This window comes from Acinetobacter sp. SA01, from assembly GCF_011319235.1.
In the GTDB taxonomy this organism is placed as follows: Bacteria; Pseudomonadota; Gammaproteobacteria; order Pseudomonadales; family Moraxellaceae; genus Acinetobacter.
In genome coordinates, this window is the sequence record NZ_WXXM01000002.1 from 31,828 (window position 1) to 56,447 (window position 24,620).

The 24,620-nt window shown below is 42.9% G+C and carries 27 protein-coding genes and 1 pseudogene; 25 read left to right on the plus strand and 3 right to left on the minus strand.

From position 1 onward, the window contains the following. The first annotated feature begins 1 nt into the window (after window position 1). The 24 genes and pseudogenes from GTU69_RS03165 to GTU69_RS03285 all read left to right on the plus strand — a co-directional run. A complete protein-coding gene (locus GTU69_RS03165) occupies window positions 2-484 on the plus strand; it encodes a terminase small subunit (RefSeq protein ID WP_166168006.1) in 483 nt (160 codons plus the stop codon). Next, window positions 459-1,745 (plus strand): PBSX family phage terminase large subunit, encoded by a 1,287-nt coding sequence (locus tag GTU69_RS03170; RefSeq protein WP_166168009.1) that lies wholly within the window; start codon window positions 459-461, stop codon window positions 1,743-1,745. The genes GTU69_RS03165 and GTU69_RS03170 overlap by 26 nt, the downstream gene beginning before the upstream one ends. A gap of 3 nt (window positions 1,746-1,748) precedes the next feature. Beyond that, window positions 1,749-4,022, plus strand: coding sequence for a portal protein (locus GTU69_RS03175; protein ID WP_166168012.1), 2,274 nt, complete (start codon window positions 1,749-1,751; stop codon window positions 4,020-4,022). Next, window positions 4,012-4,839 (plus strand): hypothetical protein, encoded by an 828-nt coding sequence (locus tag GTU69_RS03180; RefSeq protein WP_166168015.1) that lies wholly within the window; start codon window positions 4,012-4,014, stop codon window positions 4,837-4,839. Before GTU69_RS03175 ends, GTU69_RS03180 begins: the two co-directional genes overlap by 11 nt. Before the next feature lie 3 nt (window positions 4,840-4,842). Next, the gene (locus GTU69_RS03185) at window positions 4,843-6,048 is read left to right on the plus strand and encodes a P22 phage major capsid protein family protein (RefSeq protein ID WP_166168018.1); all 1,206 of its coding nucleotides are present in this window, start codon (window positions 4,843-4,845) and stop codon (window positions 6,046-6,048) included. A gap of 54 nt (window positions 6,049-6,102) precedes the next feature. After that, window positions 6,103-6,498, plus strand: coding sequence for a hypothetical protein (locus tag GTU69_RS03190; RefSeq protein ID WP_166168020.1), 396 nt, complete (start codon window positions 6,103-6,105; stop codon window positions 6,496-6,498). Continuing rightward, the gene (locus GTU69_RS03195; protein ID WP_166168023.1) at window positions 6,498-6,734 is read left to right on the plus strand and encodes a hypothetical protein; all 237 of its coding nucleotides are present in this window, start codon (window positions 6,498-6,500) and stop codon (window positions 6,732-6,734) included. Before GTU69_RS03190 ends, GTU69_RS03195 begins: the two co-directional genes overlap by 1 nt. A gap of 9 nt (window positions 6,735-6,743) precedes the next feature. Further along, on the plus strand, window positions 6,744-7,541 hold the full coding sequence (locus GTU69_RS03200) for a LamG domain-containing protein (RefSeq protein WP_166168026.1): 798 nt from the start codon (window positions 6,744-6,746) through the stop codon (window positions 7,539-7,541). Then, complete coding sequence (locus GTU69_RS03205) at window positions 7,538-7,870, plus strand: hypothetical protein (RefSeq protein ID WP_166168029.1); 333 nt, start codon at window positions 7,538-7,540, stop codon at window positions 7,868-7,870. The genes GTU69_RS03200 and GTU69_RS03205 overlap by 4 nt, the downstream gene beginning before the upstream one ends. A gap of 41 nt (window positions 7,871-7,911) precedes the next feature. Further along, window positions 7,912-8,538, plus strand: a complete 627-nt coding sequence (locus GTU69_RS03210; protein ID WP_166168031.1) for a hypothetical protein — start codon at window positions 7,912-7,914, stop codon at window positions 8,536-8,538. Further along, window positions 8,525-9,925 carry a packaged DNA stabilization protein gene (locus tag GTU69_RS03215; protein ID WP_166168034.1) on the plus strand — a complete coding sequence of 467 codons (1,401 nt, stop codon included), beginning with the start codon at window positions 8,525-8,527 and terminating at the stop codon, window positions 9,923-9,925. Before GTU69_RS03210 ends, GTU69_RS03215 begins: the two co-directional genes overlap by 14 nt. A gap of 117 nt (window positions 9,926-10,042) precedes the next feature. After that, window positions 10,043-10,618: an aspartyl/asparaginyl beta-hydroxylase domain-containing protein gene (locus GTU69_RS03220; RefSeq protein ID WP_166168036.1), complete on the plus strand. Its 576-nt coding sequence runs from the start codon at window positions 10,043-10,045 to the stop codon at window positions 10,616-10,618. Beyond that, entirely contained in the window at window positions 10,615-11,070 is a 456-nt protein-coding gene (locus GTU69_RS03225) for a GNAT family N-acetyltransferase (RefSeq protein WP_166168039.1), read from the plus strand. The genes GTU69_RS03220 and GTU69_RS03225 overlap by 4 nt, the downstream gene beginning before the upstream one ends. A 1-nt stretch (window position 11,071) precedes the next feature. Beyond that, window positions 11,072-11,740 (plus strand): DNA transfer protein p32, encoded by a 669-nt coding sequence (locus GTU69_RS03230; protein WP_166168042.1) that lies wholly within the window; start codon window positions 11,072-11,074, stop codon window positions 11,738-11,740. After that, window positions 11,740-13,071 carry a hypothetical protein gene (locus GTU69_RS03235; protein WP_166168045.1) on the plus strand — a complete coding sequence of 444 codons (1,332 nt, stop codon included), beginning with the start codon at window positions 11,740-11,742 and terminating at the stop codon, window positions 13,069-13,071. The genes GTU69_RS03230 and GTU69_RS03235 overlap by 1 nt, the downstream gene beginning before the upstream one ends. A gap of 7 nt (window positions 13,072-13,078) precedes the next feature. Continuing rightward, window positions 13,079-13,744: a glycoside hydrolase family 104 protein gene (locus GTU69_RS03240; protein ID WP_166168047.1), complete on the plus strand. Its 666-nt coding sequence runs from the start codon at window positions 13,079-13,081 to the stop codon at window positions 13,742-13,744. Between the two features lies 1 nt (window position 13,745). Then, entirely contained in the window at window positions 13,746-15,965 is a 2,220-nt protein-coding gene (locus tag GTU69_RS03245; RefSeq protein WP_166168050.1) for a hypothetical protein, read from the plus strand. 40 nt (window positions 15,966-16,005) lie between these two features. Beyond that, window positions 16,006-16,788 carry a PDZ domain-containing protein gene (locus GTU69_RS03250; RefSeq protein WP_166168052.1) on the plus strand — a complete coding sequence of 261 codons (783 nt, stop codon included), beginning with the start codon at window positions 16,006-16,008 and terminating at the stop codon, window positions 16,786-16,788. Window positions 16,789-16,884: 96 nt separating this feature from the next. Beyond that, complete coding sequence (locus tag GTU69_RS03255) at window positions 16,885-17,814, plus strand: hypothetical protein (RefSeq protein WP_166167864.1); 930 nt, start codon at window positions 16,885-16,887, stop codon at window positions 17,812-17,814. Beyond that, window positions 17,811-18,029, plus strand: coding sequence for a hypothetical protein (locus GTU69_RS03260; protein ID WP_166168055.1), 219 nt, complete (start codon window positions 17,811-17,813; stop codon window positions 18,027-18,029). The genes GTU69_RS03255 and GTU69_RS03260 overlap by 4 nt, the downstream gene beginning before the upstream one ends. Beyond that, window positions 18,026-18,253: a hypothetical protein gene (locus tag GTU69_RS03265; protein ID WP_166168057.1), complete on the plus strand. Its 228-nt coding sequence runs from the start codon at window positions 18,026-18,028 to the stop codon at window positions 18,251-18,253. Before GTU69_RS03260 ends, GTU69_RS03265 begins: the two co-directional genes overlap by 4 nt. A 74-nt stretch (window positions 18,254-18,327) precedes the next feature. Beyond that, window positions 18,328-18,642: a hypothetical protein gene (locus tag GTU69_RS03270; RefSeq protein WP_166168059.1), complete on the plus strand. Its 315-nt coding sequence runs from the start codon at window positions 18,328-18,330 to the stop codon at window positions 18,640-18,642. A 248-nt stretch (window positions 18,643-18,890) separates the two neighbouring features. Continuing rightward, window positions 18,891-19,406: a glycoside hydrolase family 108 protein gene (locus tag GTU69_RS03280; RefSeq protein WP_166168462.1), complete on the plus strand. Its 516-nt coding sequence runs from the start codon at window positions 18,891-18,893 to the stop codon at window positions 19,404-19,406. Between the two features lie 133 nt (window positions 19,407-19,539). Next, window positions 19,540-19,614, plus strand: a pseudogene (locus tag GTU69_RS03285) (polyisoprenoid-binding protein); the annotation flags it as partial. Between the two features lie 66 nt (window positions 19,615-19,680). On the opposite strand, the gene GTU69_RS03290 reads toward GTU69_RS03285, so the two are convergent. Both GTU69_RS03290 and GTU69_RS03295 read right to left on the minus strand, forming a co-directional pair. After that, complete coding sequence (locus GTU69_RS03290; RefSeq protein ID WP_166168062.1) at window positions 19,681-20,400, minus strand: glutamine amidotransferase; 720 nt, start codon at window positions 20,398-20,400, stop codon at window positions 19,681-19,683. A 142-nt stretch (window positions 20,401-20,542) separates the two neighbouring features. Beyond that, window positions 20,543-22,054 carry an aldehyde dehydrogenase family protein gene (locus tag GTU69_RS03295; protein ID WP_166168065.1) on the minus strand — a complete coding sequence of 504 codons (1,512 nt, stop codon included), beginning with the start codon at window positions 22,052-22,054 and terminating at the stop codon, window positions 20,543-20,545. 204 nt (window positions 22,055-22,258) lie between these two features. Here GTU69_RS03295 and GTU69_RS03300 point away from each other — a divergent pair, with 204 nt between their 5' ends. Continuing rightward, window positions 22,259-23,440 carry a transcriptional regulator gene (locus tag GTU69_RS03300; protein WP_166168067.1) on the plus strand — a complete coding sequence of 394 codons (1,182 nt, stop codon included), beginning with the start codon at window positions 22,259-22,261 and terminating at the stop codon, window positions 23,438-23,440. A 16-nt stretch (window positions 23,441-23,456) separates the two neighbouring features. Here the strand turns inward: GTU69_RS03300 and GTU69_RS03305 are convergent, their stop codons facing one another. Next, complete coding sequence (locus tag GTU69_RS03305) at window positions 23,457-24,425, minus strand: alpha/beta hydrolase (RefSeq protein WP_086195080.1); 969 nt, start codon at window positions 24,423-24,425, stop codon at window positions 23,457-23,459. Window positions 24,426-24,620 lie beyond the last annotated feature (195 nt).

The following is a 24,620-nucleotide window of genomic DNA, read 5'->3' on the forward strand; positions in this document are numbered from 1 at the left end:
TATGGCGAACCTAACGCCTAAACAGCAAAGGTTTGTCGAAGAATATCTGATAGACCTAAATGCAACGCAAGCGGCTATTCGTGCGGGATACAGTGAGAAGACGGCAAAGTCTGTAGGACATGAAAACCTGACTAAACCTGACATTCAAAAAGCTATTCAAGAAGCACAAAACAAGCGTACCGAGCGTACCGAAATCACTCAGGACTATGTACTAAGCAATATTCAAAAAGTTATTGAGCGGTGCATGCAGCAAGAAGCAGTTCAAGCGAGAGATGGCTCACCACTTCTAGTTGAAGGCCCCGAAGGTAACTTGGCTTGCTTATTCGAGTTTAAGGAAGCAGGTGCATTAAAAGGTCTTGAGTTGCTAGGTAAGCATTTAGGGTTGTTTAAAGAAAAGGTTGAGCATACCGGTAAAGATGGTGGCCCAATAGATTTAAGTTTAAAGGTGGTATTCGAAAATGAAGGAGAAACGAGTACCGAGTAAGTTCAAGCCACTTTACACCCATCTACAAAACAACAAATTATTCTATGTGTACCATGGTGGTCGTGGTGGTGGTAAATCATGGGAGATTGCAGACTTTTTGCTAATTGAAGGTGCAAAGAAAAAGCACCGTATTTTATGTTGTCGTGAAGTTCAAAAGTCAATTAAGCAATCGGTGCATAAATTATTATCAGATCGTATCGCAGCACTAGGACTTGGTCGGTTTTATGAAATATTGGATACCGAGATTCGCGGAATTAATGGCACAGAGTTTTCCTTTGCTGGCTTACTGAGTCACACGGTTGAATCAGTTAAATCTTTCGAGGGTGCAACAATCACATGGATTGAAGAAGCTCAAACAGTCAGTTCTTTTTCATTGTCCATTTTAATTCCTACGGTAGTTCGCACATCAAATCCTATGGTCATCATGTCGATGAACCCAAAACTTCCAAGTGATGCAGTTTATTCTGAGTACGTATTGACTAATCGACCAGATACAATAGTTGTTCAGATCAACTACACAGATAACAAAGAATGTCCGGCTGAGTTGATTGCATTGGCTGAGCAAATGAAAGTTGATGATTATGATCAGTATGAGCATATTTGGCTGGGCAAACCAAAAGAAATTGCAGATGGTGCAATCTATAAAGCTGAGTTTGAGCAGATCAAACGTGAAAACCGTATTTGTAGGGTTCCACATGATCCAAATTTACCAGTTTACACATCATGGGATTTAGGGATTCTCGACCCTACAGCAATTTGGTTTTACCAGATTTATGGAAAAGAGGTTCGTGTCATTGATCATTATGAGGCAAATAACGAACCATTGGCCCATTACGCTCGTATTCTTGACGAGAAAGCACAGCAGTTTGGATACCGCTATGAGAAGCACTTTGCACCGCATGATATTGCGGCACGTGACTTATCAAGTGGTGTGAGTCGTGAGCAAACCATGGCAACACTTGGTTATCGCATGACTAAGGGTGCAAGACTTGGTGTTGAAGATCGTATCGAAGCAACACGGCAATTCTTGAAAAACTGCTGGTTTGATGCTGAGAAGTGCAAGCATGGTATTCGAGCGTTGCAAAACTATCGTCGTGAATTTAACGACAAATTAGAGCAATTTAAGGCAACACCAGTGCATGACTGGGCTTCGCATAGCTCGGATGCATTTGGCGAGGGCGCTCTCAATATTAATAAGATGCAGGCACCAAAAGCACCACCAAAACCACTCACAAAATCAGCAAGCAGTTGGCAAGGATAAAACATGGCAACAGATGAAAAAAAACAGCATGAAAAAATCTTAGCTGATGCGAAAGCTTTCAAGAAAGAAGCACAGGCTTATTGGCATGATACCTATACACGTGCTACTGAAGACAAAGAGTTCGTGACGATTGAGGGCGCTCAGTGGGATAGTAAAGCTAAAGCAAAGCGAGACGCTGAAGGTAAGCCAACACTTGAAATTAACCTTGCCCGAACCTTTGTACGCCAGCAAATCAACTCAATGCGTCAGAACCGACCACAAATTCAGGTAGTGCCGGTTGATAGTGATGCTGATCTGGAAGTGGCAAAGATTCTCGGTGGTCTAATCAAGGACACCGAGGAAGCAACCAATGCAGAGGATACATACGATCAAGCTGCTGAAAATGCCGTCTTTGGTGGATTAGGATTCTTGCGCTTGGCTACAGATTATGTGGGTGAGGATTCATTTAACCAGGAGCCAAAATTCCTACCAGTAGAGAATCCACAAGCCGTATTGATTGATCCTATGAGTCGTCGTCTTGATGGTTCAGATATGACACAATGCTTGGTACAGGAATGGGTTAAAAAATCGGTTGTTGAGTCGCAGTATGGTAAAGATGCCACTGACTTTGATAATGATTCAGACACGGACTGGAATGATAAAACCAAAGACTCTGTATTGCTTGCTGAATACTTCTATATTGAGCAGGTCAAAGATGAACTTTTATTGCTTTCTGATGGCACCACGGGATTTAGGTCTGAATTAACTGACCAGTTTGGTGATGTGCTGGATGATTTCATTCAACAGTCACGCACAACACATCGAACTGAAGTTAAATGGGCAAAATTAACCGGAAGCCGTGTGCTTGAAACAGGTGTTTTCCCGGGTAAATACATTCCAATCATTCCGGTTTATGGTGAAGTCACCTGGATTGGTGAGGAGCGACATGTATTTTCATTGATTCACTTTGCAAAAGATGCACAGCGGCTATTCAACTACTGGAAGTCTACCGAAGCACACATTCTGCAAAAGAATCAGGATGACATTACTGTTGTTGATGCTCAAGGTGTTGTAGGTTTTGAGGACCAATGGGAAACCCCAGGTAAATATGCTGCGGTTTACTACAACTTTTTAGATGAAAATAACAATCAACGACCAGCACCATTTAAATTAGGTGCAGCTCAACCACCAACAGGCATTCTAAATGCGGCAGCAACATCACAGCAATTGATTGCTGACACATTGAATATGCATGCACCGCAGATGGGTGAGAATGTCGCCAATCAATCCGGTCGTGCAATCGGTTTGTTGCAGCGCCAGGCTGATACAGCGCATTTCCACTTCCAAGACAACTTAAACAAATCCCTGCGACATGCTGGGCGTGTTTTGGTTGGTTTGTATCCGCTACTTTACGACACAGAAATGACCCGTCGTATTGTGGGTAACGATGGTGAAGATGAGCTTGTGAAGCTGAATGCTCAACCACGTGAACCGGGTGAATTTGAGAAAGCTGAAGGTAAACTGCTGAATGATTTAACCACAGGTCGATATGATGTTCGTATGGACACTGGGCCGTCGTTCAATACGCAGCGTGAGCAATCATTCCAGATCATGCTTCAATTGCTTCAATTCAATCCAGAGTTGGCGCAGATCGCTGGTGATTTAATCCTGAAAGATTCTCCACTGGTGAATGCAAAAGCAATTGCGGATCGAGTGAAGAAACGTATGGACCCATCACTGCTTGATGACAATGGTGAGCAATTGCCACCGCATGTCAAAGCGCAAGTGACGCAAATGGATCAGGTGATTCAAAAACTCACACAGGATCTTCAAGCAGCACAGGCTGAGTTGAACGACAAGAAGGCTGACCGTGAAATTGATATTCAGAAGGCTATTTTGAATGCTGAGCAAGCCATCAAGGTTGCTCAGATCAATAATGCTGGTCGATCTGATGTTGAGGAGTTGCGCGGCATTGTTGAGTTGCTTAAACAGCAAGTTGATCTATCTAATATTCCTCAAGACTGGACTCAACAAGGTGAAGATGTTGAAGAATACGCACCATCTGAAGCTTATGATCCGGAAGATGATAACGAATATTCGCAGTCTGAATGGACCGAGCCACCACCAGACATGACGCAACAAGGAATTGAAAGCCCTGCCACCGAGCAGGGTTTTTTAATGCCTGAAGAAAGCGCTCAACCTAAATTCGCTCCCAATCCTGATCAGACTGGGGAAAGCGCATTGATCAAAAATGGTGGCGATTTATTGCCAAATATGGAGCAACAAAATGACGTTTGAAACTGACGACACCGTAGACACAGGCGCTACGCAAAACACAGCCGCAGAAGTCGAAACAGGACAAACCGAGGTCGATTCTAGTCAGCAACCTAATGGTGATGAACCCAATACTGAATTATCAGATGAGGAAAAAGCCAAGCAGCAAGCTGAACAGGAAGGTGAGAAGAAGCGTAATCGAGCACAGGAGCGCATTCAGCAATTGGCGCGTGAACGTGCTGAGCTGAAGCGCGAGCTTGATGAAATCAAGGCCAAGCAAAGCGCACCAAAAACTACCGCAGCTCCGAAGATCGAGGATTTTGAAGACTATTCGGAGTTCCAGCAGGCCCAGCAAGAATATTACGTTAAGCAGGCCGAAGAGCGTGTTTTAGAAAAAATTCAGCAGGATAAATCACAGCAAACCCTAACGCAAAGACGAGCAGAGTTTGAATCTGCTTTAGTTGAAGCAGCAACCGAACTATCTGATTTCGATACAGTTGTTCAAACAGGTCTTGCTCGTGATCTGCCTATGCCGATAACTCTTGATGAGCTTGCGGATGAATTTGGATATGACGCAAAGACTCAAACGCGACTGCTATATGAATTAGCCAAAGATGAAGATTTCCACGAGTTGGTTTCATCATCTTCAAAACTTAAGGCAGCCCGCCTTTTAAGTGAAAAAGTTGATTCATTCACCAAAACTACCACCGCTCCAAAAGTTAGCAAAGCTCCACCACCAATCAACCCAGTTAAAGCGAATGCAGCTGCGACACGCAACCCAGCAGCAATGAGCGATGACGAATGGTATCAGAACGAAATTAAATTAAGAAAAGGTAAATAATTTATGGCTAATCAAGTTTTAACACACCAAATGATCGCTCGTGAAGCTGCAAAGATGCTCGAAGAGCTTGCACCGTTCACAGCAAATATCAACAAAGGCCGTCAAGATGAGTTTGGCACTGATGTGTCAGGCTTCAAAAAAGGCGACACTGTAAAAATTAAAATTCCGACTGCCGGTAAAGTATTTGATGGTGCTCAGTTTGCTGCTGGTGGCTCTGCTGCTGATGTAATCGAAGAGTCTGTAAACTTATCGCTGGATACGCAAAAGCACATCGCTTTGCAGTTTGGCACCAAAGAGAAGATGCTCGACATCTCAGACTTCAAAGAGCGTATCTTGATGCCGCAAATGCGCACCCTTGCGTCTGTGGTTGAAGCTGACTTGATCTCTAAAGCCGTTCTAGGTGTTCCAAACACTGTATCAATGAACACAGCAGGTACTAACCCATCAAATGCATTGGCTCTAGCTCGTGCCAAGATGAACCAATACTTAGCTCCAGCAGGTGACCGTTCAACTTTAATCACAAGCACAGCAAACGTGGCGTTATCTGGTGAAATCTCTCGCTTGTATAACCCGACTCAAGCATCTAGCAAAGCATACCTTGATGGCTATGTAGCAACTGCGTTTGGTCAAGACTTGTATGAACACCAGTCAATCCCGACTCACACCAAAGGTACAGCGGTTACAGTAACGGTTGCAGCAGCATCACAAACTGGTGACACCATTAAAATGTCGGCTGGTACTGCGGGCACATTGGTTAAAGGTGAAATCATCACAATTGCTGGTGTAAATGCAGTGCATCCATTGACTGGTCAAGACACTGGCGTGTTACAACAATTCGTTGTGACTGAAACTGTAACAGTGGCAACAACTGCAACTGATGTGAAGATTTACCCATCAATCAACACAACTGCACCAAACAAAACTGTTTCTGCTGGCCCTGCAAATACTGCAGCAGTTACTTCGGTTTCTGTGGCTGGCGTGCAAAACCTTGCATTCCACAAAGACGCATTCACGGCAGCATTCGCACCATTACCAGTGATTGCTTCGTGTGAAGGCTACACAGCTCGCCTGCCATCTGGTATTTCGGTTCGCGTAATGACGTTCGGTGATGGTAATAATGACCTTGAGCGCACTCGTATTGATGTGCTTTATGCCTTCCAAGTGGTTCGTGGTCTGCATGCGGTTCGTATTCCACAAGTGACTTCATAAGTTAAATAGGCGGGGCTTCGGCTCCGCTTTTTTATTTATCTTAAGGATTGAAACATGCAATACCCAAAGATGCTCTACAAGGGCAGTCAAGCGAAATACACATACGAAATCGCACAGCATGAAGCGCATGAAGATGAACTTCGCGAACAAGGTTGGATTGGTTTTTATGATCTTCCGGAGCAAGGCGAAAACCAATACACCGGTGAAGCACATTCAATTGACTCTGCTGCACTGGTTCCAGTCGAGCAATTCGATGCTTTAGCTTTAAAAGTGGCTGAGCTTGAGCAGGAAAATGCGGAACTGAGTAAAAAGCTGCGCATTAAAGAGCTTGAAGATACATCTGCTGATGATTTGAAAGTATTGCTCACTGAGCGAAATGTTCCGTTTGGTGCGCGCGACAGCAAAGCGGTTTTGTTAAATCTGGTGATTGAATCGGATGGGAGTGAATGATGCCAACTCAAATTATTACACTGACAAAAACGCCGGTACAAATTACAACCGGATCGGAATCAGCATTCATTCAAAGCAAATCAAGTCGTGAATTCAGCTTTGCTCATTCTGCAACATCACCAGACATCACGGCTGGCGCTCACACATCAAAAGAAGTATTTATTGCAAGCCCGTTTATTATCTGGGCTTGGAGCAATATCGAAGAACCAATCAAAGTCGCTGTATCTATCGCATAAGGAATAACCATGATCAAAACACCGCTAAGCACCGTCATTGGCGGTGCAGGAATCTGGACACCTGGCTGTACCGTTATTGGTGGTCAGCAAAACCTAACCCAACTTATCAAATCTTTATTTAGTGATGGCACGCAAGGCCTCTACTTAAACCCTCAAGATGCTGTATCTGTTTCTGATCTTTCCAGTATCAAAGATTTATCGGGGCGGAATAATCATGCAACACAAGCAAATGCTACCAGTCGTGCATCATTAATCACTGACCCAAGTGGTTACAAATCACTGAAGTTTGATGGCATAGATGATGGTTATGTTACGCCTTCAATCAACTTTACAAACACAGATAAAGTGACTGTTATTGCTGCTGTGAGGAAGTTGAGTGATGCTGCAATTGGTATGTTATGTGAGTTCTCTGCTGATTTAGGGTCAAACTATGGTTCCTTTTATCTTGGTGCGCCAGCCACGTCTGGAAATGGATCAATTACATTTAATTCAAAAGGAACCTTTTTTGCAGCAGCTACTGACACTTCTGTTTTTGCCCCTGTGAGTGTGGTTGTTACTGGTTATGCGAACATAGCTGCACCATTATCAGTAATAAGACGTAATGGCGTATTTAAAAATAGCAATTCTTTATCACAAGGCACGGGGAACTACGGAAACTACCCGCTATACATCGGTAGGCGCGGCGGAACTTCGCTCCCATTCAACGGACAAATCTATGCCCTATTAGTCATCGGAAAATTACTCGATGCTGCGACAACCGCAAAGATTGAAAAAGAATTTGCTAAATACATTGGAGTGACTCTATGAACGTGATTCACATTGCAACCGAAGCAGATGCTGCCTTAGTCAATCAGGTTGCCAACACTCTAGGTAAAGGCCCAAACAATTTATCAGTTCAACTTGTCGATGCAAATGGAAATAGATATCTAGGATGTCATTCATCTGCATGGACTGAAGAAGATTTTGCAGCATTTCAAGCAAGAGTATTTGCAGAATTCTGTACTCAAAAACAGTTAGATGCACTCGACAAACTTTATGAATCTGCAATGCCTACATTGGATGATTATGTTGCCATTGAGCATTGGAATATAAAGTTGAGCGAGTGGGGATTATCCCCAGTCGAAATACCTGAATAAACATGACCGCTGAAATGCGGTTTTTTAATGGAGCATGAAAAATGCTAGTCAGCAGAATTGTTGAAATGTCGCTTAAGCAACTTGGAATTCTTGCTGCTGGCGAAAGTGTACAGGGTGATGAGCTTGCAGATGCCTTGATCACATTAGAAGGATTGCTTGCGCAGTGGGCTACACAGAAACTCTATGTCTATAAATCCACCGATGTTGTAGTACCATTATCTAATATTGGCTCATATACAGTCGGACCAGTATTTGCTGATGTAACTGCTGATATTCAAGGTGTGGCAGATAAAGCATTTCTCGATGGTGAAGAAATCACACTGGTTCGAGATACAAACAACAAGAGTAATGCACAGGTCATTTACTCGGTTGGTGTACCAAACTGGACATTCAATGTATTAGTAACTGGTACTGAATTAAAACTTAAAGTTTACTCACTTCCATCTGGACTTGTTGCTCAGGATGAGTTAGTTGTGCCCAGTAATTATCAGCGACCACTGATTCTCACGTTAGCCACAGAGCTTGCACCAATGTTTGGTGTTGAGCCTACGCAAATGCTTTTACTAAATCAGCGACAAGCCGTTGAGATGCTTAAACGTAGTAATGTGACTCCACTTTACGCCAAGAACGATTTACCGGTGGGGATTGGTCGTTATGAATGTGATTGATATTCCTATTGTAGGCCAATCCTACCATCTTGAAGACTGGTCGATTGATTGCCAGCGCACAATAAATTTATACCCACAGGTTGTTGAAAGCGGAAATGCTCCACAGGTTTCAGCGCTCATACCAACACCGGGACTTATTAAAAAATATGAGTTTGCAACCGGGTCAATCCGAGGTATGTATGCCTTAACTGATCGACTTCTTGTTGTTGCTGGTGGCAAGCTTTACACCATTGATAAAACCGGAGCCATCTTAACAATTGGTGATATTGCCGGTGTAAACCGAGTTACTTTTGCTGATAACTCGCTGCATGTCATGCTTGTGGCAAGCAGCACATACAAATACACCATTGCAAATAATTCGCTCACACAAATAACAGGCGATGAGTTTTTTGGCGCATCCGATGTGACTGTGCTGGATTCTCGATTTGTCTGGACTGTGCCAAAGTCCGGAAAGATTCAATGGTCCGACCTACTCAATACAAATACTACAGCACTAAATTACGCCACCGCAGAAACCAAATCTGACAATCTTGTTCGCACCGTGACAAATAGCGGACAGCTCTGGATCATTGGTGAAAAGACGACTGAGATATGGTCGAGTACCGGCGATGCAAACATGCCATTTCAGCGCATGTCCGGTGCATTTCTGCCGATCGGTTGTATTGCTGAAGACTCGGTATGTCAGTTTGGTACAAGTCTTGTTTGGCTTACTCAGACGGATGCTGGTCGTGGTCAGATTATCATGACGCAAGGTTATCAGGCACAACGAATCTCAAATCACGCTATTGAATATGAAATCGCTTCATACTCACGAATTGATGATGCTTATTCATTTGCATACCAAGAGCACGGACATTCATTTTTATTAATGACATTCCCGACGGCCAAAAAGACCTGGTGCTTTGATGCAATGACCGGAATGTGGCATGAACGCAGTTACTACAACTCCGAAACAAATAAACATGAGCACCACCGAGCGACAGGCTACAGCTTCTTTATGAATATGCATCTTGTTGGTGACCGGTTGAATGGCAAGGTTTATCAACTCACACCAAATTCACAAACCGATGATGGTGCTGCAATCCTACGAGAGCGAATTACACCAGTCACGAATCCACATGGCTCAAGACTGATTTTTGACGAGTTAGAGCTAATTGCTCAAGTGGGGCAGTCATCTGATATCGATCCACAAATCATTGTGGATTGGTCGGATGATCGTGGCAGAACATGGTCTCTTAGTCGCCAGCAGTCACTAGGTAAAACTGGTGAGTATGGCAAGCGAGTGATTTTCCGCAGGCTTGGACAGTCTTTCGGGCGTGTCTTTCGAATTCGAATGAGTGATCCGGTGCGACTTGTGATTACAGGCGCCAAAGCGAGGATACGATGAAAAAATTAGAACCCCCAATTAATCAACCCATCATGATTAACGGCCAGATATCACAAGTCTGGCTTTTATTTTTTGCGGACTTAGCAACAGCAATCAACAAGCTAAACGGATATTAATATGAAGCACTTCCATTTTTTACCATCGGCAGATGTGAATGCATTAGTTTTAGCAATTAAGCGCAGACCAGATTTATGGAAAGAAGATACTTATCTCCGTGATTACCCGCAGGGGCCGTTCGGTGAAATTGAATCAATTATGCTTCGTTTCCCAGAAAAGCGCGTATTTGATCAGGAAGAAGAACTGGAAAAATACAAACGTGGTGAGTCTCAGTTTGATCAGCACGAAAGTGTGAATTACCCAGCATTTGATATTTTGCATGAAGCGCGATCTTTGGTGTTTGGCTTAATGGCTTTGGTGCAAGGCGAGCGACTTGGCCGGGTGATGATTAATAAAATTGCACCTGGTGGACAAATCTACCCACATAAAGACACGCCAGAGCACACTGAATACTACACGCGATTCCATATTGTTTTGCAGTCTGCACCAGGCTGTATTTTGCGTGCCGATGATGAGCAAATTGATATGCGTACCGGTGATGTGTTTTGGTTTAACAACAAGCTTGAGCATGAGGTAATCAATAACTCTGCCTTTGATCGAATTTCAATGGTTGTGGACATCAAGGTGAAAAAATGATTACAGCACATGTTGAAAGTTTTAAAGAAAACCTTGAATACCTAAAACCATTACTACCGATCCATTATCAAGAATTAGCACTCAATCAAGACAAGGTGCCACTTTCACCACAGTTTGATAAATACGTTGCCACCGAGCAGCAAGGCGGGTTGCTTTTTGTGACACTTCGCAAGGCTGGCGAGTTGATTGGTTATTTTATTGGGTTTATTGCACCAGGATTGCATTACTCGACCTGCTTAACGTGTCAGATGGATATCTTCTATGTTCTTCCAAAGCATCGTGGCGGTGGTGCTGGTTTTCAATTATTTAAATTTGTAGAGAAACAACTCAAGCAGCGCGGTGTTCAACGCATGTTTGTTGGCTCAAAAATGCATAAAGACGCATCTTGGCTTTTTGAAAAATTAGGATATACGCCAGTTGAGACTTATTACTCGACATGGTTAGGAGATTGATATGGTGGCAGCAGCAATGGTTGGGGCGGCAGTAGTTGGCGCTGCTGGATCAGCCTATTCAAGCAAACAAGCCAGCAAGGCAGCAAAAACACAAGCAGCATCAGCAGATGCAGCAAGTCAAATTCAATGGGACATGTACGACCAGACTCGTCAAGATTTAGACCCATATAAACAGGCTGGTACAACATCACTCTCTCAAATGATGGATCAGATGGGTGCCAATGGCTATTTCAACCAAACCTATACTGGACAGGATATTTACAGCGACCCGAGTTATCAATTCCGACTACAGCAGGGGCAGGATGCCATTCAGTCCAGTGCTGCGGCAAAAGGTGGCTTATTAAGCGGTGCCACACTAAAAGCCCTGCAAGACTTCGGCCAGCAATCAGCAAGTCAAGAGTATAGCAATGCGTACAACCGATTTAATGCAGACCAGACCAATCGATACAATCGACTGTCCAATATTATTGGGATGGGTCAAAACGCAGCTGCTCAAACTGGTAATGCTGGCATGCAGACTGGACAAGCAGTAGCAAATAACACCATGGCTGGCGCAAACTCAATTGCCGCCGGTCAGGTTGCAAGTGCAAATAACTGGGCAAACACAGCAAACAATCTTGGTAGTTTAGCAACAAGCTATGCAATGATGAAAAATAACGGAGTGGTCTAATGGCTGGACTTGATTACACATTACCGCTACAGGTCAAAGCTCCTGACATGATGGGCATGCTTGATCAAGGTTCTAAACTTGCACAGTTTTACACTCAAAATAAGGCTGATGGTGAGCTATCACGTATCTATAAGGAAACAGGTGGTGACCTAGACAAGATGCTGGAAGTTGGCAAACAGTCTCCATTCGCTCGCTACGTGATGCCGCAACTACAGGCTCAAAAACAAGCTCAGATTGAAGCCGCAATCAAGCAGCAAAAGGATATTTCTGAGATTGGTAAAACTGATAGTGAAGCATTCAAAAATAATCAGCAGGGTGGCGGTTTCAAACTTGAAAACTCCCAAAAGCAACTTGGTGCTATTCAGTCAGCAGTTCAGCAGGCAGCAATGACCGGAGACAAAGGGGCTGCGATTATTGGTCTTGATGCAGCAAAACGAGTGGGTCTTATTAGTGAGGATGACTACCAACAACAATACCAGTTGCTCAGCGTAATGACCCCTGAGCAGGTTAAGGTTTATGCTCAAAGTGTGACATTTGCGAATGCCAAAGACCCAGCAAGTCTCATTTTCACAAGTGCTGATAATGTTTTGGATAACCAAACTGCTGTAGGTAATAACATCCGGGATAACACCACATCCACAGATAATAATATTCGCTCAACCAATGTGCAGAAGTACGGTATTGATAAAACCGCGGAAACGGCAGATGAAAACCGTGCTGTGCAGATGCAGCGTCTTGAGTTTGACCAGCAACAGGCTGAAATCAAGAATGGGCAGGGCGAAATCAAAGAAGCAAATGGAAAGCTTTGGATTGTTTACAAAGATGGCACTGCGCGACCGGCAGTAGATGCGAATGGCACACAGTTGGTATCCAATAAAACCAATAATCCACAAGCACAAGCGCAAAATGAAGAGGCAATGCGCATTCAGCGTGTTGATACTATTCTTCCTGAGGTTAAAAAGCTGCTTCCAAAGGCGACTGGTAGTTATGCTGGTGCCGGTGTTGATTTCCTTGGTAGAGCTGTTGGTATCTCAACCGATGGAGCAAAAGCCACAGCACAGCTAAAAACTTTATCTGGGCAGCTTGTTGCATTAATGCCAAAAATGTCTGGTCCGCAGTCTGACAAGGATGTGCAGATGTATCGTGAAATGGCTGGTGAACTGGCTGATGATACCAAGCCAATTCAGACCCGGCTTGCAGCATTACAAACCATTGAGCAACTAAATAACAAGTATCGTGAAATCAATAGTCGATCTGGACAATTGCAGCAAAACCAAATTCCATCTTCTGGCGCTGGTGGACGCCCTGCTTTGTCATCATTTTTTAAATAGGTGAAATATGGCGACTTATCAGCAATTATTGCAGTATGCAAATAATCCAAACGTACGAAAGATGCTTGATGTTATTGCAAGTGCCGAAGGTGTGAAGCATGGCTACAACACGATTTTTGGAAATGAGCGGGTAAATAATTTATCCGCTCACCCAAACGTACGAAAAGCATTTAAGCAGACTGATGGTAAGACCAACTACACAACAGCAGCAGGTCGCTACCAATTCCTTAATGACACATGGAATGGTCTTGCTCGGAGATATGGATTTAAGGATTTCTCGCCACAAAATCAGGATTTAGGCGCTATTGCTTTGATTGCTGGTCGTGGTGCTTTAAATGATGTACTGAAAGGCAATTATCAATCAGCAATTCAAAAGTTAGGCAGTGAGTGGGCTTCACTGCCATCCTCACCGTATGCTCAAAATAAGCGGTCACAAGCTGAAATCGATAAATTCCTTGGTGCATCATCACAACCACAGCGACCACAAGCAGTCTCGTGGAAAGAAATATCTGGACAGTCAGCAAAGACATCACGACCTGAACTGGTTCGTTTTGATTCGCTGCAGCAACCAGAACGACCAAAAGCCGTTAAGTTTTCCGAAATTTCCGGGGAGCAACCACAAACCGATTCACGCCCTGCATTAGTCGCATGGGGAGATATAGCCGGAGGTTAATGTGGCTTCACAAATTCAAAGTCAAATCGCAAGTGCGAAAAAAGCAGGGTACAAAGATTCCGAGATCTGGAATGAGCTTCGAAAACTTCCTGATTTTAATAACAGTGTGAAACAAGCCCGTTCCGCTGGATATAAGCAAGAGGAAATTGCACAGCAACTAGGCTTAAGAGTCAAGTTTGTTGATTCAAAACCTAAAAGCAATTACCAGCCTTTTGACAACACCAAAGCAGCGCGCCAAAAACGTGAACAGGAAGCACTCAAGAAGCAAGGGCCAACCCAATTATGGGAGTCAGCTTTGCTTGGTGCTGCTGATATTGGTGTGCCATTTGTTCAAGGTGCTCAATACGTTAAAGATAAGATCAACCAGGGCGTTAATGCGGTTGCTGGTACTAAGCTACCAACCAATTCTTATGAAGGTGTGACCAAGACCTATAAGAACATTAATGATGCTCACAACACAGTACGCAAGGCCAATAATCAAGGTGTGGATGTTGGTCGTATTGGTGCAAACATGGTTATGACTGCACCGCTGGTAGCAGCTGGCGGAACCCTGCCTTCAGGTGCAAAACTCATATCTAAAGCCGGTGCTGAATTTTTAGGTAAAAATGCTGCGCTCGGTGGCTTGATTGGTGCTACTGGCATTCATAAGAACAATACTGAGCGACTAAAAAGCATGGGTGCTGGGGCTGTTGGTGGTGCTTTAGGTGCAGCAGCAGGTCAGAAGGCTGGTGAAGGTGTGACTAAGATTGCTCGAAAAACCATTCCAAGTGTCAAGGCTGCAACTCAAGTTCGTGTTAATCAGGCTATTGATGACCAGATCGAAATTGCATTAAAACAAAGTAATGTCAAAATTGGCGACTTATCAGACGACATTATTGCAGGGCTTCGTAAAGATGTTGGTGCGGCACTAAAATCAGGTAAAGCGGTAAATAAAGAAGCCATTGCTCGAAAAGTGGTATTTGATCGACTTGGCATTCGACCAACTCAGGCACAACTTACTGGCAACCCAATTTTATGGCAAAAACAAGCCGAGCTTGCAAAAATTCAAGGTGCTGGTGATCCACTGCGTCAAAAGCTTATCAATGATAATCAGCAGCTTGCTGGATTGCTTGATGATGTTGCTCTTAAAACAGGTGGAAAGGCCAATGATGCTTATGGTGCTGCAAGTGGCGCTATTGATGCCCTGAAAGTCCAGCAAGCTGAAAAGAAAACCATGATTCGCGATATTTATGAAAATGCGCGAAACGCCTCTGGGAATGATACTGTTTTGGATGGCGAATCTTTTGCTAAGGAAGCAAATGATCTACTTGAGCAGAATTATGCAACTCTCAGTTTGCCGGCTGGCATCAAAAAGATTATCAAAGATATTGAGAAGAAGCCTCAAGAGTTCACGCTAAATAAAGCAGAGGAACTTGTTAAGGTTTTGAATCGAGAGTACAAGGCAAGCTTGCAAAATGGGCAACCGACAAGCGCTAGCCATGCAATCGGAGTTGTTCGAGATGCTTTAAATAATCGTCAAGCTACAGTATTGCAAAGCCTAACCGGTAATGATTCAGCGCAAGCATATCAAGCTGCAAGAAATGCCTACAAGCTCAATGCCCAACAAATTGAAGGAATTCCACTACTTCAAGATGCAATAAAAGGTATTGAGCCGGACAAGTTATTTCAGAAGCATTTCTTGAACGGCAATGTGAATGAAATTCAGCGCACTGTGGATTTACTTAATAATGTAAATCCGCAATCGGTGGCAGATATCAAAGGGCAGGTGATTAAGCATATTTCTGAAAAATCAATTAATCAGAATGGGCAGTTTAGCCCCGCAGGTATGAAGCGCGCACTTGATGCAATTGGGGATCGTCGACTCAACACCTTATTCACACCTGACGAGGTTGCGCGGATTAAGGATATCGGCATGGCTGGTCAGTACCTAGTGACACAACCAGCCCACTCTTATGTGAATAACTCAAACACCTCAGCAGCATTAATGAATTTCCTTGGTGGGATTATCAATAAGCCAGGCATACGCGTTTTTCTTTCACCAATTAAAGATGTTGCTGACTCAGTTCAGGTAAATCGAGCATTAAAAGCCAATATTACTGGTGACGCAAAAGCATCCACTGAAGTTGTGAATAACATGCTGTTAAGTGAGGGCGATAAAAACCTGATTGATCAACTCACTAAGCTTGGGTTGATTGGTGGAGCAAATACAACAAAGCAATAAAATCTATGCTATAAAATCCCTCATAACAATGGGGGTTTTTATGAAAAAGATAGCTTTATTATGGCTTATGGTGTCTCTTACTGGTTGTGCAAATAACTTTACAACACACTATACGAGTATTGCCAATACAAATACACCAGCCTATATACCAACAAACAAGCCAATTGAAATTGTGAATATAAGTGACAACCCGGATGAATTAAATCGATTCATTAGGATTGGATATCTGCCTGTAGGTAAATCAAATTTTATTGCTCAATCAAGATCTCAAAAAATAATTAATATTGAGAAGCAAGCCAAAGCTGTTGGTGCACAAATAGTATTGTTGAATAAAAAAGATGCGGGAAAATCAACTAGGATTATTCCAATGAGCACACCAATAAATTCAACATCCACAACCAACTCAAACCATAACATTTATGGCGGCAATATAGGGTTTAATAATATCTATGGAACATCAACAACCACAACCTACGGATCAAAAACAGAATTAATTCCAGTAACTTCAAGTTTTACAGAATACACAACCATATACTTAGCTAAATTTAAGCCAAAGATTGGTATCCACCCATCTGATTTAACTGACCTAGACAAGCAAATGCTTGGTCAAAACACAGGTATTAGGGTTGGTGTTGTGGTAGATAATTCTCCAGCATATTTTGGGAATATCATTCCCGGAGATTTAGTCTTAAAAATTAATGACCGAGTTGTAGCTGGTGTTGATGGATTTATCAATATTTCTAACAACCTACCATCAGGAAAGGTAAAATTTGAAATATCAAGAGGAAATAAATTACTAATCAAAGAAATTGAAATAAATTAACAACACTAATCAACCAAAGCACCCTAGGGTGCTTTTTTAACACCAAATTTAAACCACATAGCCACCAATTTAGGTGGCTTTTTTAATGGAGCTGATATGGCAACATTAGCAACAAACGTCAGTTTTCAGTGTTTTGGGCCAGATGGAAAGCCTTTAGCTGGCGGCAAGGTTTATTCTTATGCTGCTGGAACAACGACCAATAAAGCCACATACACTACTATGGCTGGAACAGTGGCAAACCCCAACCCGATTACCCTTGACCAAAATGGCAAAGCTAAAATCTTCCTGGGTGATGGCGCTTATCGTCTACGCATTTTAGATAGCAATGACGCTTTAGTTGATGACATTGATCAGATTTCACGTTATGTCACACAGTCTGAATTCACCTCATTCCAGCAAACTGTTAATGATGGTGTGGCTCAACTAACCGAAGTGCGTGAGCAGATTGATGTTTATGTGAATGCATCGATTGGTGATCAAAAAGGCTTTGCGAATGGTATTGCGCCACTCAATGAGAATGTGAAAGTTGATCCAATTTATCTTCCAACATTACCAAATACAGCAATCCCAAAGGCAACTGAAACGGCATTAGGGGTTGTTGAATTAGCCACTCAAGATGAAGTGAATACTGGAACCGATGACGAGCGAGCAGTTACACCAAAAAAACTGTTAGCTGGTGTAAAAAACCACCTTAATGCTACGGGTAACGCACCAACTTATGCATGCCGTGCATGGGTAAATTTCAACGGTACAGGTACGCCAACTATTAGGGCAAGTGGTAACGTATCCAGTATTACTGATAATGGTGTTGGCCAGTATACCATTAATTTTACTACTGCAATGCAAGATGTTAACTATGCCCCCCTGATTTCCATAATACTGCCATCAGTAGGAAATGGAACACCTGTTTTTTATACACCAAGTGTATTAACAACCTCCAGTTTATCTATTGTAACGGGTATTAGAGATGCAGGAGCATCGTCATATGGTGATTATGCAAATATTTTTGTAGGTATTATTAGATGAAAATTATTTATAGAAATGAAAATGGTGGTGTTTCAATCATCACCCCAACACCTGAAGCACTCAAGCACATGACAATTAATGAAATCGCATTGAAAGATGTGCCAACAGGTCTACCTTTTGCAATCGTGGAAGACTCAGAAATCCCTACAGATCGAACATTCCGTGATGCATGGACTATAGATGATTCAATTTTAACCGATGGGGTGGGCGCATGATTCAGGTTGACATTTCAAAAGCAAAAGATATTACGCACAAGAAGCGCAGAACAGCACGAGCAGCAGAATTTGCCCCACTGGATATTTATTCAACTATTCCAGCAATGTCGGAGCAGGCAGAAGCTAAACGCGCAGAGATTCGCGATAAGTATGCCGATATTCAGGCGCAGATCGATGGGGCTAATTCTGTTGATTCACTGAAAAACATCATCACCCAACTTTAAACACAACAAACTACCACTAACCCTGACCTTTAATGAGATCAGGGTTTTTTATTGCCAAAAAATAGGGGGCAAAAGTGAATGAGCCGAGTGCATCACTTTGGAAAAAACTAAACGAAGTGTCGGATCGGTTGCAGAAGGTATCTGAGCAGCTGATTGAGGCAAATGCAATCAATAAGGGGTATCACCAGGCACTTGATCAACAGCGTGCAAAAGTCGAAATTCTTGAGCAAGATAACAACAAAGCACAAGGTGCCATTTCAATGCTCAAGTGGGTGACTGGGATTGTGCTTGGTCTCGCTATTTCAGGTGGTACGTGGTCAATCAACTCTATTAATCAACTCAAACAAGACATGGCGATTATTCAAAGCCATCGGGATGACAACAAATGAGCTTTACATCTGATAATCCAATGAAATATTTATCCGTAAAACTTCCGGTATGGGGTGCTTTTATCCTTGGCATCGTACCAGTAATTTTACAACAGGGCATTGATACACAAATCATCCCGCCACAATTCCACGCTATGCTTTTGACTGTAGTTTTACCGGCACTGGCATTATTCGGCAAAAAGAAATACCAGCCTGAATTACACCCAGAACCAACCGTTTTAGGATTTGCAAAGTTGCCTGCTGATTCGATTACTTTTGATGAAGCATTCCGTCGATTGATCGGGCATGAGGGTGGCTACTCAAAAGACAGTCGAGATCCAGGGAACTGGACGCTTGGTAAAGTTGGTGTTGGAACCTTAAAAGGCACAAAGTACGGTTTAGCTGCAAATACCTACCCAAACCTTGATATAAAAAACCTGACGCTTGAGCAGGCCAAAGAAATTTATAAAAAGGACTGGTGGGATAAGCTCGGCGGTCATGGTCTGCATTCAGCTATCACATTCCAGCTTTGGGACTTTGCGATTAATGCGGGTCGAAGTCGGGCCATTAAAGAATTACAGCAAGCGGTAGGTGTGACTGCTGATGGTGTGATCGGGCCAAAAACTATTGAAGCCGTAAACGCTCAAGATCTGAATGATGTTTTACTCTCACTGACTGCTGAGCGGTTAAAGTTTTATACAAGCCTGGACAGTTTCAAAACCTATGGCAAAGGCTGGACCAATCGGGTTGCTGAAAACTTAAAGTTTGCAGCTCAAGATAATTAAAAACAGGCCCTCTAAGTGAGGGCTTTTTTTAGGTTATAATAGAATTAATAAGCTCTCATTTACCTGTGGATAACTTAATAAAAACACCAAGTCTACACCAATGTTATGTAATTACTTGTTTTATATAATAAAATATAACCTACCAAATGTGGGTGATAAAATCACGGTAAACATTACCACTGAAGCTTCAGTTCCTGCGAAAAAATAAGCCTGAATTGGCTAATAAAAAAAGCACCCTTGAGAGGGTGCTTTTTTTATTGATTGAAATTTTACTTTAAATTGCTGAAATTTGTTTGAGATATGCCTGCAATACAGCCTGTGCCTGCAATGCTAATGCAGTGGCATAGCGTTGATTGTCGGCTCGCAAAGCCGGAATATTAACGTTAGCTTTTCTTAATTCGCAGGTATGGCCAATCAGCCATTTTTCCAGACTTTCTGGGGCCACTTCAAGATGAAATTGTAAGGCCAGAATATTTTTCCCCACAGAAAATGCCTGATGAGGATAAATCTCTGAACCTGCTAATAATGTAGCCTGTTCAGGCAAATCGAAGGTATCGCCATGCCAGTGCAATACAGCAGTTCCAGTTAATGGCTCAAGCAGATTATTTGCAGTATCTGTAATGCTGAGTTGGCTCCAGCCAATTTCTTTTTGATGGCCTGCATACACTTTGGCACCCAAGACATGAGCAATCAGTTGAGCGCCTAAACAAATACCCAAAGTTGGCAAGTTTTCTTTTAAGCGAACTTTTAGTAAGTCTATTTCTTGTTGTAAGAAAGGGTAGTCATCTGTTTCATACACGCCAATCGGTCCACCTAAAATAATGGTCAAACCTTTATGCTGAAATGCTTTGGTTAAATCATCTACACCGGCTTCAAAATAACGCACCCGAAAACCGAGTTGATAAAAGACATCTTCAAATGCCCCCAGGTCTTCAAAGGCAAGATGTTGAATGGCATAAATGGTGTCAGGAAAGTCTGAAGGAATAGTTATCATGCTTTTGTTTTCATGGAGAAGGAATCATAGCAATTTAGCCTGAATAGTCAGAAAAATGAAGATTTCTCTGTTGATCGGTTGCAATTTAAAGCAAAAAAGCGAACCGAAGTTCGCTTTTGAGATATTTGATACAACGTTCTGTTTAGAAGAAGCCCATTGGCTTGGTGGCATAGCTCACCAGCAAGTTTTTGGTTTGCTGGTAATGATCAAGCATCATCTTGTGGTTTTCACGTCCAATACCTGATTTTTTATAACCACCGAATGCAGCATGTGCAGGGTAGATATGATAACAGTTGGTCCATACACGACCTGCTTCAATCGCACGGCCTGCACGATATGACGTATGCGCTGAACGTGACCAGACACCAGCACCTAAACCATAAATGGTATCGTTTGCAATCTTGATGGCATCATCAAAATCTTTAAAGGTGGTCACTGCGAGTACTGGTCCAAAAATTTCTTCCTGGAACGTTCTCATGTCATTGGTGCCTTTGAAAATGGTCGGTTCAATGTAGAAACCTTGGCCAACTTCATGGCGTGCTTCACCACCCGTCAATAGTTGAGCACCTTCTCCACGGCCGGTTGCGATACATCCCAAAATCTTGTCTTGCTGTTCTTGAGAAGCCTGTGCCCCAATCATGGTTTCTGTATCGAGTGGATGACCGGTTTTAATGCGTTTCACACGTTCTACTGCAAGTTCCAGGAACTGGTCTGCAATACTTTCCTGAACCAAAGCACGTGATGGACAGGTACAGATTTCCCCTTGGTTTAGAGCAAACATGGTAAAGCCTTCCAGTGCTTTTTCTAGGTAGTCATCTTGTTGCGCCATAACATCTTCAAAGAAAATGTTTGGTGATTTACCACCTAGCTCTAAGGTTACCGGAATAATATTTTCGGTGGCATATTGCATGATCTGCTGACCGACAGCTGTTGAGCCAGTAAATGCAATTTTGGCAATACGTGGGTTGGTAGCCAATGGGCGGCCCACTTCAACGCCATAACCATTCACAATGTTTAATACACCTGCAGGCAACAGGTCCTGAATCAGTTCAACCAGTACCAGAATACTGACAGGTGTCTGTTCAGCCGGTTTTAAAACAATACAGTTACCTGCAGCCAAAGCTGGTGCCAGTTTCCAGGTTGCCATTAAAATCGGGAAGTTCCACGGAATGATTTGTCCGACCACACCTAAAGGTTCATGGAAATGGTAAGCAATAGTATCTTCATCGATTTCTGAAATGCCGCCTTCTTGTGCACGGATACAGCCGGCAAAATAGCGGAAATGATCAATCGCCAAAGGAATATCGGCAGCCAGGGTTTCACGAATCGGCTTACCATTATCCCAGGTTTCAGCAACTGCCAAAAGCTCCAGATTGGCTTCTAAACGGTCGGCAATTTTTAACAGGATATTGGAACGGGTCGTTGGCGATGACTTGTTCCATTGTGTTTTGGCTTTATGTGCAGCATCAAGAGCAAGCTCAATATCTTCAACGCTAGAACGCGGAACTTTGGTGAAAGCTTTACCATCTACAGGCGAAATATTGTCAAAGTATTCTCCTTTGACAGGCGCTACCCATTGTCCACCAATAAAGTTTTCATATTGGGCTTTAAACTGAACTTTTGAACCAGGTTGATTAGGATCGACGTAACGCATATGTATTTCCTTTGCTTATTTTAGTGTCTTAAAACCGTATCTACAGCTTTGGTATATAAGGTACTTGTGTACATTATATGATTAGCATAACCTGAATAAGGTTGGAGAAAGGTTGGATACAAGAAGGTTTACAATCTTTTCAATCCAGCATAAAAAATAGCGATTACAGTGGATGTAAATCATGAATTGTTGTGAGAATAAGGAATGATGACAAAACAAAATTTGATGCAAAAAAGGCATAAAATTGATCAGTTTAGGCAAAGTAGCAGTTTATCTGCCTTACATGCAGAACAACTGGGTCAAAGTATTGCGAGTTCTTGGCAACGTTCATCCTCGGCCGAAATTCCCAAGGATCGCTTGGCTGCTCCACTGGTTCACTTACAAAAAGAAACCTATCCTTCGGCTTTGGCAAATGCCTTGCAACATTGCGCACAGGATTTAAAGCATATTGCCGAACAGTCTTCGATGGTAATTGCAGTCGGGGATATCGGTAGCACCATTATCTGGTCAGCCTCCAGTCCACAAATGCAGCGTGCAGCAGAAAGTGTGCATTTTATTGAAGGCGGGCAATGGCGCGAGGAACTGGTTGGAACCAATGCCTTGGCACTGTCGTTAAAAACCCAGCAATCGAGTTGTGTGTTTTCCAATGAACATTATATGCCTTCCATTCATGATTGGGTCTGTTATGCTGCCCCGATTATTGATCCTTATTCCAAGCAGGTGTTAGGGGTGATTGACCTGTCGACCACCTGGCAAAAGCATAACAGTTTGGGACTACTTGCAGCGGAACGCTGTGCTTCGATTATTCAATCGGCTTTGCTGGAATACCAAAAGCAGCGTCTGTTTATCCGGGCTTTTTCCGTGCCTCAGGTTTTGTTTAATGGCAAGGTACTGGTTCTGACCCCCCGCCAAATTGAAATTTTGACCATCCTGGCATTATGTCCGCAAGGTTTAAGTCTGGATACTCTGCATCAGGCTTTATACGGAGAACGAAAAGTCAGTATAGGTACCTTAAAGGCGGAAATGTCGCAGTTGCGTGATGTACTGGGCGGTATGCTGGGTTCCAGACCTTATCGTTTATTGGCACATGTAGAGGCTGACTTTTTATTGACAGAACAGTCTTTGGATGCCGGCTATATCGATTCGGCCTTAAAACTGTGTACTGGCGTATTTCTAGCCAAAACCGAAAGTCCTTTTTTATGTGCCTGGCGCGATTGTCTGGAATCCCGTTTAAGTGATGCCATTTTTAAAGCCAATGAAACCGATGTGCTGCTAAAACATGTGGCTCGATTCCCTGAGGCGATTGATGCGGTGGAGCGCCTGATTGAGCTCATGCCCAAAACGCACCCTGTGCATCAAACCCTGCTGAAATATAAGGATGCCTGAGAGCTGTAAGATATATTTACAGCCCTTTAATTTCTAGCCATTCAAACAGCCGCAGATAGACATTCTGGCGTACCGATTTTTCCGACAAGACCAGATCATGTAAGCCATTCTTGATTTTAGCAATGGTGACATCACCTTTGATTTTTCTGGCATATTTGTCGATATGTTTGACATCTAGAATCACGTCACTGCTTTGCGCATATTGATGCCATTTTTTTGGATTTTTGCTTTGATCTGAATGCATTACCAACGCGGGTACCGTTAAGCTGACTCCCTGATGGATTTCTTTCTGTGCTTCAAAAATGGCCCGAACAAAACTCAAGCGAACCAGAGGGTAAGACTGCGGTTTCCAGTCCAGATTAAAGTCCCATTCGCCATGCAGATTTTTATGCAGACTGGGAACATACCATTTGTTCAGCTCACTGGGAAATTTTAAATCCGGGCAAACCTTACCCACCCGGCTTAAATTGGGAATGCCCAATTTTTTCTTGATCGGGTTCATATTGAAATCATAAAACGGACTATTGACCCACAGTGCCTTAATTAAAGGATGCTCTGGATGATGTGCCGCATACAGTGTGGTGGTTAAGCCACCGGTAGAATGGCCACTAAGTAAAATGGCATCATGGCCTTCTGCGCCTATAATGTTTAAGGCTTCGGTAATTTCAGCATCGTATTCGGCAATTTCACGCACATTATAATATTTTTGATGCGGCAGAATGGAGCGGCCATATTTACGTAAATCGAGTGCATAAAAGTCAAAACCATGCTGGTTAAACTGTTCTGCCATTTCCGTCTGGAAGAAATAATCAATAAAGCCATGAATATATAACACAGCTTTGGATGTGGTTTGGTCGGCTTTTTTTCTGACTAAGGTCGCTGTAACCTGACCTTCGTAATCATCCGGGAAATTTAAAGTGGCCTGTTCATAACCTGGGCCTAAGATATCGCGTTGATAAAGTGGGGCGGTGTTGCCATTGCTCATTTTTATACTCATAGAGAAGAATTTGTTTTCTCTTATCCTTCATGATGAGTGCTAATTTGTCAAATTGAATTATTTTTATAAAAAAAAGCAACCACAGTTCTTATCCTGTCATCAAGGACACAGGATCAGCCAGGAAAAGGGAAATGGTTTCTTTTCTTGGCGCACTTCTTGACGAAGTGCGAACATGGGTTGCTA